The following is a 17389-nucleotide window of genomic DNA, read 5'->3' on the forward strand; positions in this document are numbered from 1 at the left end:
CCTGACCCCATGCCGAACTCAGAAGTGAAACGCCGTAGCGCCGATGGTAGTGTGGGGTCTCCCCATGCGAGAGTAGGGAACTGCCAGGCATCAAACAAGTGAAGAAGCCCATCCTGACGGATGGGCTTTTTTGCGTCTGTGCGAAATGGATAACCGGTGGACATCCCGGGCTCACTGCGTTCGCCCGGGCTACAATATGGTGCGGACGTAGCCCGGACGAGGCGTTTACGCCGACTCCGGGGAAGCTAGCATGCGTGCGGAATGCGGAACCGGTGAAATTTCCGGGGTCACTGCGTTCGCCCGGGCTACAATGTGGTGCGAATGTAGCCCGGACGAGGCGTTTACGCCGACTCCGGGGAAGCTTCGAACCACCCCCTACGCCATCTCCCCAATCGTTTTACGAAAACGTATCAACGCAATTGCAAAAAATACCCCACCAATCGCCAGCAGCGTTAAAAACTGCGGCCAGACAATGGCAAAATCAGCACCACGATAAAGAATCGCCTGTGCCAGGCTAACAAAATGCGTTGTCGGCATGGTCTGCATAATATCCTGCACCAGCTGGGGCATACTCTCACGCGGCGTCGATCCCCCCGACAGCATCTGTAGCGGCAGTAGCACCAGAATCATCAATAATCCCATCTGCGGCATTGAACGTGCAACTGTCCCCATAAAAATGCCGATCGAGGTCGTAGCGAACAGGCTCAGAGCGACCCCCAACATAAATAACGGGATCGAACCTTCAATAGGCACCTGTAAAACACCCTGCACCATTAGCAGCAGTGACAACCCTGAAACCACCAACACCACTAGCCCCATCGACCACACTTTTGCCAGCATGATCTCAAACGGCGTGATCGGCATGACCAGCAGGTGCTCAACCGTGCCGTGCTCGCGCTCGCGGATCAACGCCGATCCGGTCAGCACGATCGCCAGCATCGTAATATTGTTGATGATCGCCATCACGGCGCCAAAACGCTCCTGCTCAAGATTCGGGTTAAAGCGCATCCGCACCGCCAGTTCTACCGGCAACATGCTGTTATCCCGATAGCGAGCGACAAAACTGTTCACCTCGCCGGTGATAATATTCTGGATATAACTATTGCCAGTAAACGCCTGGCTCATTCGGGTCGCATCCACGTTCACCTGTAAATCTGGCTGCCTTCCCGCCAGCACATCGCGCTGAAAATCAGGAGGAATATTGATAGCGAAGGTATAGCGCCCCGCATTAAGGCCTGCATCCATTTCATCGGCGGTAATCAGCTCCGGCTCCAGGAACCATGGGCGATAGAAGCCATTGATGATCCGTGAAGAAAGCTGTGATTTATCCATATCTGCAATAGCAATAGGCGCCAGATGCAGCGAGCCTGGCATCACCGTGGCAGAAGAATAAACCGACACCGTAAAGGCGAACACAATCAGCGTCAGCATCGCTTTATCGCCCAGCAGGCTGCGCAGCTCCTTCATTCCGAGGTTATAAATATTGCGTAATCCGCGCATTATGCCTCCTGTTTCTTCAGCAGCCAGACGGAAAGCCCCAGCACGAGTGGCACGGCAATCAGCAGTGGGATAAAGGAGATCCACAGATCGCTAAGCCCCAAGGCTTTTGAAAATGTTCCACGGGCGATAGTCAGAAAATGGCTGGTTGGATAGATCTGGCCAATCCAGCGTCCCGGCCCTTCCAGCGAGGCGACCGGGTCGATCATCCCTGAGAACTGCGTTGCGGGAATCAGCGTAATGATCGCGGTACCGAAAATCGCGGCAATCTGGCTCTTCATAAAGGTGGAGATCAAAAGCCCCAGCCCGGTGGCAATCGTCACATACAGCAGCGCTGCCAGGGTAAGCGTCAGGAAACTGCCCTTATGCTGTACGCCAAACACAAAGACTGATAGCGCGCACAGCAACAGGAAGTTAAACATTCCCAGCACGATGTACGGTATCTGCTTACCAAGCAAAAACTCGCTTCGGGTGGTTGGGGTAACGTACAGATTGATTATCGATCCGAGTTCTTTTTCTCGTACCACACTGAGCGCGCTGAGCATCGCCGGGATCATCATTAACAGCAGCGGAATCACCGCGGGGACAATCGCCGGGAGACTTTTCACGTCGGGGTTGTAGCGATAGCGTGTTTCGATAGACACCAGAGAAACATCACCACTCGTGTTCGGCTGTTGCCCGGCCATCTCCTGAAGCCAGCCCAGATGCATCGCCTGCACGTATCCCCGCACCGTTTCCGCGCGATTCGGCATCGCGCCGTCAACCCACACCCCAATTTGTACCGGCGTACCGCGAGCGATATCGCGGCCAAAGTTCGGCGGAATTTCGATAGCCACCGCCAGCTCACCGTTGCGCATCCGCCTGTCAAGTTCGTCGTAACTTGCAAGCGGTGACTGTTCGATAAAATAGCGCGATCCGGCAATGTTCTGCGTCCAGCGCTGGCTGCTGACGGTCTGATCTCTGTCGAGGACGGCGAAGCGCAGATCCTCAACGTCCATGCTGATCCCGTAGCCCATAATAAACATCAGGATCACCGTGCCGAGTAGCGCCAGCGTTGAGCGCACCGGATCGCGGCGCAACTCTAAGGCCTCGCGTCGGCTGTAGCTAAACAGTCGGCGCAGACTAAACGCCTGACGCGGCGGCTCAGCTTCAGCTTTGACGGGCGCCTCCGTCATCTCTGCTACTGGTGCCGGATCGGATGCTTCCTTAAGCCAGGCAATAAAAGCCTCCTCAAGGTTTGCCGCGCCGCGCTGCTTAACCAGCGCGGCCGGGGTGTCACTGGCAAGCACTTTGCCCGCATGCATCAGCGACATACGGTCACAGCGCTCGGCCTCATTCATAAAGTGGGTGGAGATAAAAATGGTCACCTTGTCCTGTCGCGCCAGGTCCACCATCAGTTGCCAGAACATATCGCGCGCAACCGGGTCGACGCCGGAGGTCGGTTCGTCGAGGATCAACATTTCCGGGCGATGAATGACCGCGACGGCCAGCGACAGACGCTGGCGAATACCCAGCGGCAGCGCGCTTGGCAGGGTGTCCTCCACGTCGCTTAGCATAAAGCGCTCGCTCATCTCAGCGACACGACCGGGGATTTCGGCATCCGGGATATGAAAAAGTCGGGCATGGAGTTCAAGATTCTGGCGCACGGTCAGTTCGCTATAGAGCGAAAACGCCTGTGACATATAGCCCACGCGGCGACGGGTTTCGATATCCTTAGGGTCGACCGGCTGTCCAAACAGCCACGCCTCACCTTCGCTTGCCGGAAGCAGCCCGGTGAGCATCTTCATGGTGGTCGATTTGCCACAGCCGTTAGAACCAAGAAAACCAAAAATCTCACCGCGCGCAATGCGGAAATTAACGTGGTCGACCGCGACAAAATCACCAAAACGCATGGTCAGGCCGCGTGCTTCAATCGCAATCTCTTCTTCACGGGTATCGCGTGGAGGAATGACAACATCCTGATGCGCATTGCGCTGCGCTTCCGGCAGCAGAGCGATAAACGCCTGTTCCAGCGTCTGCGTTCCGGTCTGCGAGCGTAGCGTTTCAGCACTGCCCGTTGCTAACACTTCGCCATCGTTCATGGCGACCAGCCAATCGAAACGCTCGGCCTCTTCCATATAAGCTGTGGCAACTAATACGCTCATCTCCGGCTGACGCTGGCGAATGCTGTCGATTAACTCCCAGAACTGCGCCCTAGAGAGCGGATCCACCCCGGTAGTGGGTTCATCCAGGATCAACAATTGCGGATCGTGGATCAGCGCGCAGCACAGCCCAAGCTTTTGCTTCATCCCGCCGGAAAGTTTCCCGGCAGGGCGATCGCGGAACGGTGCCAGCCCGGTACTTTGCAGCAGAGAATCGATCCGGCTTTCGCGCGCGCTTTTATCATGCCCAAACAGCCGCGCAAAGAAATCGACGTTCTCATACACTGACAGCGTGTGGTAGAGGTTCTTGCCCAGGCCCTGCGGCATCCAGGCGATTTTTGGGCACACATCCCGGCGGTGGCGGGCGTCTCGCATATCGCCGCCAAGCACCATAACATTCCCTTGCTCAATCACCCGCGCACCGGCAATCAGCGACAACAGACTGGATTTGCCGACTCCGTCCGGGCCAATCAGCCCTACCATGCGACGTGAGGGGATAGTCAGCGTAATATCACGCAGCGCAGCGGTTGCGCCAAAATGCTGGCTAACGTGTTCCAGCCGAGCGACGGCCGGGTGAATATCCTGTTTCATTTCGGCAGCCTTACCGCAAGCTCTGCGGGCCACGGCTGCTGATTATCCAGCCTGACATAGGCCATACCCGGCAGGCCGGTTTTCACGTATTCAAGATGCTTTTCCAGCAGTTCCGGCGGAATGCGCACCTTCACGCGGAACATCAGCTTGAGCCGCTCATCGCTGGTTTCGACGGTTTTCGGCGTAAACTGCGCGACGCTTGCGACAAAGCTGATGTTAGCGGGGATCACGAGGTTCGGCGCGGCATCAAGAACAATGCGCGCTTCGCTGCCAATTGCCAGCAGGCCCGCTTGTTCGGTTGGCAGGAAGAAAGTCATATAGACGTCGGCCAGGTCGACCATGTTCAGCACCCGGCCACCGGCGGCGAGCACTTCGCCCGGTTCGGCCACGCGATACTGAACCCGCCCGTCACGCGGAGCTTTTAGCGTGCTGTCATCGATATCGGCGAGGATACGCCGTTCGGTCGCCTCGGCGGCCTCTACCCGGGTTTGGGCCTGTATAATACTGGTGCGAGCCGCTTCAATCGCGGCTTTGGCGGCAGAAACCTGCGCCCGAGCGGATTCGAGGGCGGCACGACCGCTTTCGGCGGCGGCACGATCGTCATCTAATTGCTGGGCGGAAACGGCTCCACGCTGTGACAACGTGCTGGAGCGGGCGTGACGTTTAGAGGTTGAGTTCAGCTCGGCCTGGCGCTGCTTCACCACCGACTCGGTGGCGCGCATTTCGCTCTGGCGCTGTTCCAGCAATGCCCTCGCGGCAGCCACGGCACTTTGCGCTTCCTTGATCTGTGCGGCGGCTTCCAGACGCTGTTCATTCAGCACGCGGGTGTCCATTTGTGCCAGAACATCGCCCTGACGAACGAACTGTCCTTCGCTGACCAGAATACGCTCGATGCGACCGGCAGTTTTGGTCGCGATATCCACTTCGGTGGCTTCAATTCTGCCGTTACTGCTGGCAAATCCGTCGGGCAATCCTGGTGGACGCAACATCCACCATGCGACGGCGGCAATCACGATTGCCAGCCCGACGAGATACCACGCCCAATGCCGTTTGATTTTGTCCATACGCTACCCGCTTTGTTCCCTGTTGCTGAGTGGCGCGCGTTTCGTCTTGAAAAGTGGGAAGGATGCTGTGAAAAGTGCTACTCATGTGGTCATCATCAGCAATCCTGGCCGGAAATGAAACACGCATATATATAGCTACCGTCAATGTCATACTAACACCGACCGGCTTTATGTCCATACTTGTAACAGGGTCTTGCAAGCGCATTAACACAAAACATCAAAACAACGGAAAAGGCATTCAGTTGGTGAATGCCTGCATAGTTCAGAACAATACCGGGAGCCCCAGTCCACGTTTGACCGCATGCAGCGTCTGCTGCGTTAACGTATGCGCACGTTCGCTACCCTCGCGCAGTATTGCCATTAATTGACCTTTATCCTGAATAAACGTGGCACGCCGTTCGCGAATCGGTGCCAACAGTTCCTGTAAACACGCCTCGAGGACGTTCTTACACTGCCGGTCGCCCAGCCCGCCGCGCTGGTAGTGCGCTTTCATTTCCGCGACCAGAGTTTTGTCGGGATGGAAGGCGTCGAGATAGGTGAAGACGACGTTGCCTTCAATCTGCCCCGGGTCGGCTACGCGCAGGTGATTTGGGTCGGTATACATGGCGCTCACCGCCTGATGAATTTCCGCTTCGCTGGCGGAAAGCGTCAGCGTATTGCCCAATGACTTCGACATTTTTGCGCCGCCGTCGATCCCCGGCAGACGGCTGACGTCGCTAAGCTGCGCCTTACAATGGCGCAACACCGGCGTGCGCGTCAGGCTATTCATTTTGTGCACGATCTCATTGGTTTGCTCGATCATCGGCAGCTGATCATCACCGACCGGCACCAGATCGGCATTAAAGGCGGTAATATCCGCGGCCTGGCTTATCGGATACACCATAAAGCCCACCGGCAACGCGCGGGAAAATCCTTTCTGCGCAATCTCATTTTTGACCGTTGGGTTCCGTTCGACGCGGGCGACGGTGACGATATTCATATACAGCGCCGTCAGTTCCGCCAGCGCGGGCAGGGCGGATTGCAGGCAGATCGTGGTGCGGCTTGGGTCGATACCGACGGCGAGATAGTCGGCCATCACTTCCAGAATGTTATGGCTGATTTTTTGCGGATTACTGCCGTTATCTGTCAGCCCCTGCAGATCGGCGATCAGGATAAACTGTTGATGTTCTTGCTGAAGTTGTACGCGCTGGCGCAGGGAACCGACAAAGTGGCCGAGATGCAGCTGCCCGGTAGGACGGTCGCCGGTCAGAATAGTATGGGTGGTGTTCATCAGTGACTCCTTGTAATGCACTGAGCCGAAAGACGCCACTGAGAAACAACAAAGCCGCCTTTCGGCGGCTTTGAAAAAATAGGTAACGTTAACCCTGCCGCCTGTTAATCAGGCAGCCACCAACGATTGGAGCGGTGGACGGTCACGTTTATGTTCATCTTTTTATCCTGCCACTAAAGTGCTCATCCTGTCTACCGATAAAAAAAGCTCAGCGATTCCGCGCAAAAAATACGCTTAACGGCGGGGCAGTCATCTTTTATGTTGAGTGTTTTTTTTGAAATTTACTCAACAATACCAACGAGTTGCTTTACATCATTTCATGCGTTTCTAGAATGAATACACGCCTCATTCATCGTTCACTTAATAAACCGACGATCCGTATGAAAAAAACATTACTCGTGACAGTACTCTTTTGTAGCCTGCTGACGGCGGGTATCACGATCGTTTTTATCGTCCATGAAACCTTCCCTGATACCACTTCAGCCTGCCGCCCGGATTTTTCGCGTAAAGCGCTATTACGCGTGAAGGAGGATTATTTACGCGGCCGTTTTCCCCATTGGTATCGTGAGAAAAGTACGCTTGGCACCATGACGCCTGAGTTGATTTTCGGCGAAGTTACCATTGAAGATGATGATTATCGCGTGCCGTTTGTGGCTAAAGGGCCAATAAAAACGCTGTCGCGCATCGGCTTCGTTGACTGTGTCTCGATGGACGTGGAATACCTCGCTGCAAAATAGGGACATTGTACAATCCATGCGGTTTAGCCCGTTTGTTCCTTGATAGTTATCATGGTAAGTATTATCGTAGTGATACGACAAAAACGGAGACTGCCATGACTGAAGAAGAACTGTTTGCCCGCCGCCCAATGGGAATGCGCATGGCGATGGTTGTACGCCAATGGCGCTCCATTATCGACAATGCGATCACCGACACCGGTCTTACGCAGTCCAGCTGGACGGTGCTGATGCAGCTTAATGAACTGGGCGATAACGTTTCAGTCAGTGAACTGGCGGAGATGCAGGGCATTGAACTGCCGCCGCTGATGCGAACGTTGACGCTGCTGGAGCAACGGGGCTATCTGTTGCGCACGGTATCCCCTTATGACAAGCGCATTCGCCTGCTGGCGCTTACCGACGAAGGTCGGGCGGTGCTCCAGACCCTGACTCAGGTGATTGAAGCCTTCCAGACCCAGGTCTCCAATGGCATCCCCGCCGACGAGTTTGCGAAGTTTAGCGACACCCTGAATCACATTGCCTGCAATCTGCGGATTATCCGCGACGAGAATAACAAAACCGAATAACACCATGATGACGCCAGAACAAAAATTTGCCCGCTGGGTAAGGGTCAGTATTGCCTCTTTCCTGCTGATGTTTGTCTATTTCATCGTTGCCGACATCTGGATCCCGCTCACGCCGGACTCCACGGTGATGCGCGTCGTGACGCCGATTTCGTCACGCGTGTCCGGCTACGTGTCGAAGGTCTACGTGCATAACAATAGCCAGGTTAAGAAAGGCGACCTGCTGTATGAACTCGACCCGACGCCGTTCCAGAATAAAGTCGATGCCGCAACGCTGGCGCTGGCTCAGGCGAAGTTAAGCAATCAGCAGCTCGATGCGCAAATATCGGCGGCGCAGGCGAATCTGAAAACCGCCCAGCTGACCGCGCATAACGACCGGGTTACTTACGATCGCTACCAGCGATTAAGCAGTATGCAAAACGTCTCCCAGGCGGATCTCGATAAAGTGCGCACCACCTGGCAGACCAGCGAACAATCGGTGGCGGCGCTGCATGCCTCGATTCATAACCTGCAAATTCAACGCGGTGAGCGCGATGACAATCGCAACGTCACGCTCCAGCAGCAGCAAACGGCACTCCAGGAAGCCCAGTTAAACCTCGGCTGGACAAAAATTCGCGCCGAAGCGGATGGCACCGTCAGCAACCTGCAACTCAGTCCTGGCCTGTATGCGGCGGCGGGCAGCGCGGTGATGGCGGTGGTGAACCAGCAAACCGATATCGTGGCGGATTTCCGTGAAAAAAGCCTGCGCCACACCAAACAGGGCACCGATGCCGCAGTGGTATTTGACGCCTTCCCGGGCAAAGTCTTTGCGGCGAAAGTGACCAGCAGCGATGCCGGGATCCTGGCCGGTCAGGAAGCGGTAAATGGTCAACTGTCGCAGCCGGAACAATCCACCCGCTGGGTGCGTGACGCCCAGCGTATGCGTATTCACGTGGCCTTAAACGAACCGCTGGAGAAAACGCTGCCGACCGGCGCTCGCGCAACGGTACAGCTGTACAACAGCGAAGGCGCCTTTGCGCGCTTCTTCTCCGGCCTGCAAATTCACCTGATTAGCTGGCTGCACTATGTCTATTAACACCCTCGCGCAGGTCTTTACCCCTCACGGAAACATCGTCTACACGGCGAATGATTTCCGTCAGACCATGCGCATTTCTATCGCCGGGACGATAGCGTTGAGCATCTCGACGTTTTATGACACCCACTACGGCGTCTTTTTTGTGGTTTATCCGCTAATGCTGCTGTCTTTGGTGCCGGTGTTTAACCGCCACATCGCCAAGCAGTTTATCTTTAGCGCCTCGCTGAACTGTCTCGAAATGGTGCTGATCATCGGCTATCTCAGCCAATGGCCGGTAATTATGACGGTGGTGGTTTTTGCTCTGTATGTGATGCGATTTCGTTTTATGAGCAAAGGGCCGCTGTTTTTGTTTGGCTCAATGGGCGTGGTGTGCCAAAGCGTGATGCTCAACTTTATGAGCTACTCAACCGCAAACTGGCATACGCTGTTATTTTCCAATATCGAAGCCAGCATTATGGCAGTGGCATTGAGCGCGTTGCTGCACTATCTGATCCCGGATGTTGAGCCGCGTAAGCCGCAGCCGCTAATTGAAAAAGACGATGCCCGCGTGCGCCATGAATCGCTGCTTTCCGGCACGGTGGCGACCATCATCTTTGTCATTTTCCAGGTCAGCGATCTCAGCGACTCCCTCTCTGCGTTGATGGCCGGGATCCTGATCCTCTTCCCGATGCACTATCGCGGCGCGGTGATTAGCTCAATCTGGCGCGTCGCGGGCGTGGTACTAGCCTGCCTGTATATTCTGGTGGTACAGCTGATCCTCTACGATCACAGTAGCCACATGCTGTTGATGATGCCGCTTATCGGCCTCGGGCTGGCGTTCAGCGCCCGGCTGCACGTGATGGAAAAGGTCGGGGCGGGCGTGGGCTTTGCCAGTATCACCACTATCGGCATTATGTTCGGCCAGAATCTTCAGCCGGACGGCGACCTGGTATTCAGCGATCTCTACCGCGCGACCTCCGTCACCGTCTCGTTGCTGGCGACCCTGACGATGGTGTTTATCCTCCATCGGCTGCTTAACTGTTTTGCCCCAACGCGCTTTATTGTGAAGTAGCGCACTTCAGGACGCTGATTGTTCTCCCTCATCTGTGCTTACAATAGCCGCTCGCCGTGGTGGCGTGAGGGAGAAGACGATGTGGAAAACGCGTGCGCTGGAACTGAATAATCAAGAGTTCTGGAATTGGGATAAAGCCTGTGAGCTGGTGCAATGGGCCGCTCGCCATGATTTTAATACCGTGATTGTCGGGCAGGTCGACCTGTTCGACAAGCTGGTCTCGCCCAAAGGCTACACGCCACACCAGTACAACGACCGTCTCTCCAGCCAGCAGCGCGCCCGCTGCGTCTACCTCAATCGCCTTGCCGGTTACTGCCACAAGCAGGGACTGCGCTTTTACCTTCAGGCTAAAGAACTCAGCTTTCCGGCAGACCTGCTGGCGGCGCACCCGCAACTGATTGATAAAGATGGCAGCATCCGTTTCGACGTTGAATTCTGGTGTCAGTATCTGGCGGACAAGCTCACCTTGCTGTGCCAGCAAATTCCGGCCATAAGCGGCCTGCTGGTGGCGCTCTCCAACACCGACGGCCTGCTGCCTGTTTCGCGTCCGAACTGGGAGTTGACCGGGCAGGATGACCCGACGCCGCATATCGACCCTCGCAGCCTGTCGCGCTACACCCAATGCTTTAGCGCCATGGCGCGGGCGGTGATGCGGGAAAATAAACACCTGGTGCTGCGCGCCTTCCCGGCGGGCAATCACGATATCAGCAACGTGATGGAGGCGATTCGCACGTTGCCGGAAAGCGTCTCGGTGTCCATCAAACTCACCCCAGAACGCTTCTGGCCAACTTTCCCCAATAATCCGGCGCTGGTCGATGTCGAAGATCGCGATGTGTGGGTGGAGCTGGATCTGGTGGGGGAAGAGGTGGGCTGGGGCGTGCTGCCGTTCCCGCGTATTGATGAGCTCCAGGGGCGTTTGCTGTGGTGTCGAGGCAACTCCGCCATCACCGGCGCGGTGTGCAAAACCAGCTGGGAAGGCGTCGATAACCACTGGGTTATCGGTACGCTGAGCGAATGTAATCTGGTGGCCTGTAGCCAGATTTTGTCGCGGGAAGATGAACATCTGAGCGTTGCCACGCTGCTCACACACTGGCTGGATGAATGCTACGGCTGGCGTCCCGACGCCGCCACGTTTGACGAATTCCAGGCGCTATTGAGCCAGGCCGGGCAGGTGCTGTATCAAGCAATCTACGTGCGCGACCACGTTTTCCATCGCCACAGCCAGGTGCCGGAAAGCTACGGTCAGGCAGTGTGGAGCCTGTATGGGCAACTCAATCGCAACCACTGGCTGCCGGGTTCCGAACGCGACATTTTTTTCAGCGCCAGCGACGTGGACGTTTCCGGCCGTAACCTCTCGCTGATTGCCGAAGAGAAAGACCGCGCCTGGCAGGCGGCCCTTGCCCTGCGCGAGCAGGCGCTGGCGTTTGCCGAACGCGCCGCATTTCCTTTCTCGCTACACCGCCGCTGGCAGGAAGAGTGGCAGGGTTTTGACCTCTACTGCCTGCTGTTCCGTCACGCGCAAAAAGCCTTCTTCACCCTGCATTTTGCACGGCTTGTGGAAAACAGCTGGAGCATGCGCGAGATTTGCCAGGTCAATCTTCAGGAGCTGTACCGCTGCGCTTCTGAGATGGACAGCTTCTGCGCCCAGCACCCGGACGCCTCGCCGGGGCTGCACGTTTTGTTCGACCCCACCCGCGTACGCATGCTCGCCGACAGCCTGACTTACGAGCTGGCGCAGCTTAAAGCGTGATGTCTATCACATTAGATAATGACGCTCAGGCCGGGAAACGTGAGTTTTCCCGGCCGGGAGAGTGAAGTGCAATATTGTGATGTGATCCTTATCACGTTTTAATCTCCCGTCGGAAGCAGAGTGTGAATGACCGGGCAGTTCCGTAAAGCCATCCCTTCTTGCTCGTAGCGTGCTTAAGCGCCTTTCCAGAAAATATCGCCCATATACAAAGCAGTCATTGAGGAAAGTCACATGAGGCTGGTAGCGGGCGACGCGCTGACGCGTTTTACGGTTTCGGCACCCCACAACGAGCGGTTTGCCGAGTTTTTCACGGGTGAAGCGGTAGACGCGGAGATGGATTATCACTTTGCCAACGGCAAAGGCCCGGCGCAGGACTCTTTCTGTCGGCGCATTTTCCGCCGTGATGCCGCAAAGCGCACGGTTGTGCCGGAACGTGCCTTACCCCCGGCGATGGTCACCTACACCGGTGCGGGCGACACCGTGACCTTTTCCGGCGTGCAGACGGTGGCAACCCACGCTCAACGCTGGTTACGCGTGACGCTACATGCGTCCAGCGCGGGCGATTATCCGTTCGAGATTGCCACCTGCGGCGGCGTGCGCTTATGGTGCAATGGCGTACAGGCCGCCTGTTTCACGCCGTTCACGCGCAATACGCCGCAAACCTCGGCGATTAAGATTGCGCTAAAGGCCGGAGACAACGCGCTGCTGGTTCACCTTGATGAACTGTTTGAACGCGATACCATTTTTTCCTTCCGCATGATTTACCTTGGCGATATCCCGCTGGAAGCCACGCTGCCAGACCTCAAGGATAGCGATATTGATGCGCTCCAGGCGTTTATGGATTCGCTTCCGGCAACGGTGACCGCTGCGCATCAGCAGCTTTCACTCTCGTGCCAGGCCGACGTCAGTCTGAAGCTGCGCGGGGCCGTCTACAGCCTCGGCAATGACTGTATTAAGACCTGTCTGCTGGATTTCGGCATGCTAATGACCGGTAAAAACGGCCTGACGCTCCCACTCCCGGCAAGCCTTGGCATGGGCCACTACCGCCTTGAACTCACCGCCACCCGCGGGGTGGTGACCATGAGCCGAAGTCTGAGTATCACCATCATGGAGGCTTTGCCTGGCGGCGAGGGCGTGCTGGAAATCCGCAAGCGTGAGGCGCTCAGCTATATCGCTCAACACGGCGTACCGCGCACCGGGCGTTTGCTGGCGATGCTGCATACGGACCGCGGCGGCCCGCAGGCTCAGGAACTGTTAATCAGTACTCTCCAGCGCATCAGTGCGCGCCAGGATTGCTCGGATTTCTCAATGGTGCCGCTCTTGTGGATCTGGCATGACTTCCACGGCGAACACTTCTCGACGGTGCTGTGGAAACGCGTGCGCTCGGCCATCGTCGGCTACCGCTACTGGTACGACGAACTGGGCAACGATGTGATGTGGTACTGGAGCGAGAATCACGCGTTGTGTTTCCATACCGCCCAGTATCTCGCAGGCCAGATGTTCCCGGATGCGCTGTTTACCGCCTCGGGGCGTCGTGGCCGCGAGCAGCAGGCCATCGCCACCCAGCGTTTGCAGCGCTGGTTCGACGCCGTAGAACAGCAAGGGTTTGTGGAATGGAACTCCGCGCCGTACTACCCGGTGGACTATATCGGCCTGTTTGCGCTCTACCAGTTGGCCGATGATGCCTCCTTGCGCCAGCGCGCGCAGCGGCTTATCGATCGCCTGATGCAGACCAGTGCGCTGCATTACCAGTCCGGTATCGCTGCAGGCACCATGGGCCGCGTCTATGAAAAAGAGTTGCTGGCAAGCTCGCTGACCGAGCTTTCCGCCTTCGGTCATGTGGCCTGGGGCGGCGGACACCTTAACCGCAAGTGCGCATCGCTGCCGTTCTTCTGCCTGAGCGACTATGTGCCGCCCGCAGAATCCGTGCGCTACGCCCGCTTAACCCACGGTGCGCTGAACGCCCACTATTCGTGCGGTGGCGGCAACATTGTGGCGTGGAAGCAGCCCGCAGTCAGCCTCTCAAGCTGTGTGGATCACCACAGCGGCGAACGTGGGCATCAGCAGCATCTGGTTGATGTGCAGTTTGCCGCACGTCCCGATGCCCGATTGTGGGTAAACCATCCGGGCGACGTCGCGCCGGGCAGCGAAGCGCGTCCCTCCTTCTGGGCAGGCAACGGCGTGTTGCCGCGCGTGATGCAAGTTGAAAATCAGGCGATGCTGCTGTGGCAACTGGACGAGCCCGAAGTGCTGGGCTGGACGCACCTGCATCTTCACGCTGAAGCCTTTGATGAAGTGCGCCCGCTGGCGCAGGGCGTGGTGGTACGGGCGGGTAACGCCTTTGCCGCCGTGCTGTGCTCGCAGCCGCTGAGCGTCAATGGCGATGAAGTCCGTGCCGAAGGCCGCCGCGTAGCGTGGTGGCTGGAGGTCGGGCAAGGTGATTTTGGCGCCTTCTGCCAGCGCGTTCAGGCGCTGCGAATAACGTATCAAGGGGATATTGCGCGGGTGATGGATGACCAGCACACGCTGATGCAGCTCGACGGGCAGGGCAACTGCCAGCACCACGGCAAAGCCGCCGCGTTCCCGACGCTGGTGGGCAATGAAATTCAGGTCAACGTATCAGGAGACGCGCAATGAACAACGCAGCATTAAACGGCCTGCTGGCGCAGGTGGTTCAGGGCTTCTGCCGCCTGAAAAATATGGGCGAAGTCGGCACCGACACCGGCGAAGGTTTTGCCATTCACTTTGAAGAGTGGGAATGGGAAGTGGGCGTCGGCCTGTACGGCTTCTGGCAGTATGCGCGCCAGCAAAATGATGCCCGCCTGCAGCAGTCGATCCTCACCTGGTATGAAGATCAGCTGGCCAAAGGGCTGCCGGAAATCCAGATCAATACCACCGCGCCGATGATCACCCTCGCGCTGGTAGCCGGCCATACCGGGCGAGACGATCTGCTGACCGTGGTGAACGACTGGGCCGACGCGCTGCTGCGCACCCTGCCAAAAACTGAAGAAGGCGGCTTCCAGCACGTGGTGAAAGAGCAGCCGAACACCGGACACCTGTGGGACGACACGCTGTTTATGACCTGCCTGTTCCTCGGCACCGCGGGCGTGGTGCTTGAGCGCAAAGATCTGATCGACGAAGCGTCGTACCAGTTCCTGCTGCACACCCGCTACCTGTGCGAACCGGCGAGCGGCCTGTGGTATCACGGCTGGACGTTTGTCGGCAAACACCACTTCTCCGAAGCCTTCTGGGCGCGCGGCAACGCGTGGATCACCGTAGCGATCCCGGAATTTATCGCCCTGCTTGGCGACAGCCTGGACGCCAGCGTGAAGCGCTATCTTTCGGTGGTGGTGGCGCGTCAGGTGAATACCCTCTGTGAGCTACAGGCCGACAACGGCATGTGGCACACGCTGCTGGACGATCCGATCTCTCCGCAGGAATCCTCCGCCACCGCCGGGATCGCCTACGGCATGCTGCGCGGCGTGCGCATGGGGATCTTAGATGAGAAGGTCGCCGAACACGCCATGCGCGCCTGGCATGCGCTGCGCGACAGAATAGACGATGGCATCGTGCTGGAAGCCTCGAAAGGAACGATGGTCGGGCCGGATCTGCAATATTACTGCGATATCGCTATGGCCCCGGTGCCGTATGCGCAGGCGCTGATGATGTTGCTATTGCTGGAGCTTCAGCAGGAGAAGTGGAGCGCCTGATGGCGCTGCGCTTATCAGGCCTACGGGCACGGTTTTGTTGGCCGGGTAAGGCATAGCCGCCACCCGGCAACCCGGCCGCACAAAAGTAACTCAGAGAATTTTCTTCAGATCCATCTCTTCCTGAATGCGCTCGCTCCACGCCAGGTGGGTGCGAATCGCTTCCTCAATCCCGGCGTTATAAAAGGTCGGCCCCAGCTTCTCGATAATAAAATCGATAAAGAACTCCGCGTCGAACTGCTCCAGCTCGAGGTCGAACTGTTTCGCGCAGTAGTCGGTCAACTGATCGCGCAGTTTCTCGCGCTCGGCGGACGTAAGGGTGATTTCCGTGGTCATTGTGGCTCCTGTATTTTCCCGGCGGCGCTGCGCTTGGCCGGGCTACCTGTTCGTAGCCGGGCGAGGCGTTTACGCCGACCCCGGGGCGGCTCGATGCCGAATCATGCAATCCCATCAGGCAGCTATCAATATCACAAACTCGACTTTGTCACCCCGTGGAATATTTCTATATTCGGGTTTCTGACCATTTTAAAGGGGCGCAATCATGACTGCTGTGAACACTGCTGATACCGATTTTCCTTTACTGAACATACGCCGCGTGGCGGGCAACATCGGCGCGGAGATCCGCGATATTCGCCTCTCTGCCAATCTGGATGCCGACACATTCGCCCAGCTCGACGCGGCGCTGGTCAAATACAAAGTGCTGTTCTTCCGCCAGCAAAGTCACCTGACCGACGCCGAACATCAGGCCTTCGGCGCGCGCTTCGGTAAGATTGTTCCCCACCCAACCGTTCCTTCCCCGGAAGGCACCAAACTGTTCGAACTCGACGCCTCCAAAGGCGGCGGCCGCGCCGACTCGTGGCACACCGACGTCACCTTCGTTGACGCCTTCCCGAAAATCTCCATCCTGCGCGGCGTCACCATCCCGGAATACGGCGGCGACACCGTGTGGGCCAACACCGCCCGCGCTTACGAGCAGCTGCCGGAGACGCTCAAGCGCTTCGTCGACACCCTGCACGCGGTGCACAGCAACGATTATGACTACGGCGCCGAGCGCGTGGTCGTGGAAACGCACCGCCTGGCGCATCACCAGAAAGTGTTCGTCTCATCGCTGTGGGAAGCAGATCATCCGGTCGTGCACGTCCACCCAGTCAGCGGCGAACGCGCGCTGCTGCTGGGGCACTTCGTCAAACGGCTTGTGGGCTTTAGCTCGCGGGAATCCGCGCAGCTGTTCGAACTGCTACAAAACCGCATCACCCGCCTCGACAACACCGTGCGCTGGCAATGGCAGCAGGACGACGTGGTGATTTGGGACAACCGCAGCACCCAGCATTACGCAGTGAACGACTACGGCACCCAGCCACGTGTGGTGCGCCGGGTGACGGTGGAAGGGGAGATTGCGGTTGGAGTGGATGGCAGCAAAAGCCGCACGGTGTCACGGCCGCAGGATGCGGCGAATGGAGAAGGTGCGGTAGGTAAGGCGTCGTAAAATTGTAGGCCGGGTAAGCGCAGCGCCACCCGGCAATAACACGCGCTCAACTGCGCAAACTGACCTTACGCCTCCCGTCGGCGAGGCTTACTCGAAATCACCCCAATAAACTCCTGCACCTGCTTCTGCTTACGCGCCGACAGCTTGCTCACCTGCCGCAAAGACTGCGCTAGTGCGGGTTCCTGCGGCTTTGCCGTCAGCACAATACAGCCGTTCATCACCCTCACATCCACCTCGGTGCCGGTGGCGAAACCGGCGGCTTCCAGCCACTGGCCCTTCATGGTGAGCGCGGGGATACGGGTGTAATCCGGATAACGACTCGCATAACTCACGGTAAGGTGACGGTTATTTGTTGGGGAGACTTCTGGATCGCACGGATCTGCAATAGAATGGACGGTAGTCATGATGGCTATTCTCGTTAAATAGTGATTGTGATTAGCAAGGCGCTCGTGTTGCAGCA

At 57.4% G+C, this 17389-nt stretch carries 14 protein-coding genes and 1 rRNA gene; 9 read left to right on the forward strand and 6 right to left on the reverse strand.

The features are described 5' to 3' along the window. A 5S ribosomal RNA gene (rrf, locus tag ACIPDS_RS17135) occupies positions 1-89 on the forward strand; the annotation flags it as partial. 286 nt (positions 90-375) lie between these two features. Here rrf and ACIPDS_RS17140 read toward each other — a convergent pair. The 4 genes from ACIPDS_RS17140 to trpS form a co-directional block, all read right to left on the reverse strand. Further along, complete coding sequence (locus ACIPDS_RS17140; protein ID WP_400738326.1) at positions 376-1500, reverse strand: ABC transporter permease; 1125 nt, start codon at positions 1498-1500, stop codon at positions 376-378. Further along, on the reverse strand, positions 1500-4229 hold the full coding sequence (rbbA, locus tag ACIPDS_RS17145) for a ribosome-associated ATPase/putative transporter RbbA (RefSeq protein WP_400738330.1): 2730 nt from the start codon (positions 4227-4229) through the stop codon (positions 1500-1502). The genes ACIPDS_RS17140 and rbbA overlap by 1 nt, the downstream gene beginning before the upstream one ends. Next, positions 4226-5293 carry an HlyD family secretion protein gene (locus ACIPDS_RS17150; RefSeq protein ID WP_400738332.1) on the reverse strand — a complete coding sequence of 356 codons (1068 nt, stop codon included), beginning with the start codon at positions 5291-5293 and terminating at the stop codon, positions 4226-4228. The genes rbbA and ACIPDS_RS17150 overlap by 4 nt, the downstream gene beginning before the upstream one ends. Positions 5294-5555: 262 nt before the next feature. Continuing rightward, a complete protein-coding gene (trpS, locus tag ACIPDS_RS17155) occupies positions 5556-6563 on the reverse strand; it encodes a tryptophan--tRNA ligase (protein WP_400738335.1) in 1008 nt (335 codons plus the stop codon). Between the two features lie 380 nt (positions 6564-6943). Between trpS and ACIPDS_RS17160 the strand changes: the two genes are divergently transcribed. The 7 genes from ACIPDS_RS17160 to ACIPDS_RS17190 all read left to right on the forward strand — a co-directional run bounded on the left by ACIPDS_RS17160 (position 6944) and on the right by ACIPDS_RS17190 (position 15446). Beyond that, positions 6944-7300 carry a YebF family protein gene (locus ACIPDS_RS17160; RefSeq protein ID WP_400738338.1) on the forward strand — a complete coding sequence of 119 codons (357 nt, stop codon included), beginning with the start codon at positions 6944-6946 and terminating at the stop codon, positions 7298-7300. A gap of 95 nt (positions 7301-7395) precedes the next feature. Continuing rightward, positions 7396-7863: a MarR family winged helix-turn-helix transcriptional regulator gene (locus tag ACIPDS_RS17165; protein ID WP_400738341.1), complete on the forward strand. Its 468-nt coding sequence runs from the start codon at positions 7396-7398 to the stop codon at positions 7861-7863. 4 nt (positions 7864-7867) lie between these two features. After that, complete coding sequence (locus ACIPDS_RS17170; protein ID WP_400738344.1) at positions 7868-8935, forward strand: HlyD family secretion protein; 1068 nt, start codon at positions 7868-7870, stop codon at positions 8933-8935. Continuing rightward, positions 8925-9986, forward strand: coding sequence for a DUF2955 domain-containing protein (locus ACIPDS_RS17175; RefSeq protein WP_400738346.1), 1062 nt, complete (start codon positions 8925-8927; stop codon positions 9984-9986). The genes ACIPDS_RS17170 and ACIPDS_RS17175 overlap by 11 nt, the downstream gene beginning before the upstream one ends. Before the next feature lie 79 nt (positions 9987-10065). Next, on the forward strand, positions 10066-11736 hold the full coding sequence (locus ACIPDS_RS17180) for a hypothetical protein (protein WP_400738349.1): 1671 nt from the start codon (positions 10066-10068) through the stop codon (positions 11734-11736). Between the two features lie 231 nt (positions 11737-11967). Continuing rightward, positions 11968-14373, forward strand: coding sequence for a hypothetical protein (locus ACIPDS_RS17185; RefSeq protein WP_400738353.1), 2406 nt, complete (start codon positions 11968-11970; stop codon positions 14371-14373). Continuing rightward, complete coding sequence (locus ACIPDS_RS17190) at positions 14370-15446, forward strand: glycoside hydrolase family 105 protein (RefSeq protein ID WP_400738356.1); 1077 nt, start codon at positions 14370-14372, stop codon at positions 15444-15446. Before ACIPDS_RS17185 ends, ACIPDS_RS17190 begins: the two co-directional genes overlap by 4 nt. 90 nt (positions 15447-15536) lie before the next feature. Here the strand turns inward: ACIPDS_RS17190 and ACIPDS_RS17195 are convergent, their stop codons facing one another. Continuing rightward, entirely contained in the window at positions 15537-15779 is a 243-nt protein-coding gene (locus tag ACIPDS_RS17195; RefSeq protein WP_400738359.1) for a DUF2164 domain-containing protein, read from the reverse strand. Positions 15780-15984: 205 nt separating this feature from the next. Between ACIPDS_RS17195 and ACIPDS_RS17200 the strand changes: the two genes are divergently transcribed. Continuing rightward, the gene (locus tag ACIPDS_RS17200) at positions 15985-16929 is read left to right on the forward strand and encodes a TauD/TfdA dioxygenase family protein (RefSeq protein ID WP_400738362.1); all 945 of its coding nucleotides are present in this window, start codon (positions 15985-15987) and stop codon (positions 16927-16929) included. 65 nt (positions 16930-16994) lie between these two features. Here the strand turns inward: ACIPDS_RS17200 and symE are convergent, their stop codons facing one another. Continuing rightward, a complete protein-coding gene (symE, locus tag ACIPDS_RS17205) occupies positions 16995-17333 on the reverse strand; it encodes an endoribonuclease SymE (protein ID WP_400738365.1) in 339 nt (112 codons plus the stop codon). Between the last annotated feature and the right edge of the window lie 56 nt (positions 17334-17389).

The organism is Kluyvera sp. NPDC087067 (genome assembly GCF_044745165.1).
Lineage (GTDB): Bacteria > Pseudomonadota > Gammaproteobacteria > Enterobacterales > Enterobacteriaceae > Kluyvera.